We start from the raw sequence: 1,632 nt of genomic DNA, 5'->3' as shown, positions 1-1,632 counted from the left end.
CTGATGCACTTCCGCGGGTTCCTCGTCGTCACCCCGCCGGGCGTGAGCATCGACACCGACCGGCTGAGCGATTCGGACGATGACGAGGCAGGAGGAGACGAGGCAGGAGGAGACGAGGCAGGAAGAGACGAGGCTGAGGACATCGAAGAAGAGACCGCAGCGGCGGACGAGTCCGAACGGAGCGGTCGCGAAGAGGCCTGAGACGCTTTTATTACCGAGGTGCGAGGAGAAAGCCCCGCCGTTCACGGCGGGGATGTATCCAACAAACCCTACGTGAACCACATTCAACGTGTAGAACGGATGTTTTAAGAAAACAGATATTCTACATATAAGTATCCGAGGCGGTCTACCCGCCCACTTAATCGGACAATATCGGGATTCCCCGATTCCAAGCGGAAGACACCCTCTTCCGTGCCAGAATCGGGGTGTAGTTAACAGAAGTATCTCCGAATCCCATGCCGGGATAGGAGTAACGGTTGGTTGGCACAGCCAGTAGCCGTCATCGAGACAGCTACAGACCGTAAACATCCCAACTCAGCGGTGCGGTGCCGTGGGAATCTTCGCCCTTCAGGGCGGAGAGGATGTCAATCGCGTAGCTGTGTGTTTATAAATGGGGAAGCGAGAAGCGGCGAACACAGCCAAAGCCCCAGTCGCTCGGTTATAAACTGCCGGCAGGGGATCGACAGCGAACACCGCCAAAGCCCCAGTCGCGAGGACTCGCGCGGCTTGCTGTGCTCCTCAGTCGCTCGCGCTGCTCGCTCCTTGCGGTGCTTACTGCGCCGTGCTTCGCCCTCGCGACTGCCCCTTTGAATCCCGCCCCGCTCCGCACAGCACCTCACGCCTCCCCAGCCTCGTCGCTCGCTGCTCGCGGCTTCGCCGCTCGCGTCGAGGTGCTCGCTTCGCTCGCACCTCGCACCGCTCGCGACTCCCTCGCGCGGTGCTGACTCGCGGTCGCCGAGGGCGACCGCTCGCAGGCACGCGCCACCGCAGAAATTTACTGCTGCTCGGGGATTCCTACCGCTTGAACTCGATCGCGGCGCCCTGCCCGAAGCCGACGCAGAGCGTCGCGAGGCCGCGCTCGGCGTCCCGCTTTTGCATCTCGTGGAGCAGCGTGACGGGAAGCCGCGCGCCCGAGGCGCCGAGCGGGTGGCCGATGGCGATGGCGCCGCCGTTGACGTTGTAGCTCTCTTCGTCGATACCGAGCTCGCGGCGCGAGTACTCGCACTGGGAGGCGAACGCCTCGTTGAGCTCGACGAGGTCGTAGTCGTCGATGTCGGTCCCGGCGCGTTCGAGGAGGCTACGGGTGGCGGGCACCGGACCGATCCCCATCACGGTGGGGTCGACGCCGGCGACCGCGTTCGTGCCGACCTCGGCGAGCACGTCGAGGCCGTGTTCCTCCGCGAACGCCTCGCTCGTGACGACCGTCAGCGACGCGCCGTCGGAGATCTGCGAGGAGTTCCCGGCCGTGACGGTGCCGTCGCCGGTGAACGCGGGCGGCAGGTCGGCGAGCTTCTCGGCGGTCGTGTCCGGGCGGATCCCCTCGTCTGCCTCGACGAGACCGTCTTCGGTCTCGACCGGGACGATCTCGTCGTCGAAGCGGCCCGACTCGGTCGCCTCCGCGGCGCGCTGGTG

The 1,632-nt window shown here is 65.1% G+C and carries 2 protein-coding genes; one reads left to right on the top strand and one right to left on the bottom strand.

Annotated elements, in window-relative coordinates:
• A partial coding sequence (locus U4E84_RS16960; protein WP_322533281.1) for a DUF5779 family protein occupies window positions 1-201 on the top strand: 201 nt, incomplete at its 5' end.
• 813 nt (window positions 202-1,014) lie between these two features.
• Here U4E84_RS16960 and U4E84_RS16955 read toward each other — a convergent pair.
• Window positions 1,015-1,632 (bottom strand): thiolase family protein (locus U4E84_RS16955; protein ID WP_322533280.1); only part of this gene is annotated, 618 nt, incomplete at its 5' end.

Source organism: Halorubrum sp. AD140, from assembly GCF_034497445.1.
GTDB lineage: Archaea > Halobacteriota > Halobacteria > Halobacteriales > Haloferacaceae > Halorubrum.
This window is presented reverse-complemented; position numbering and strand designations above follow the sequence as displayed.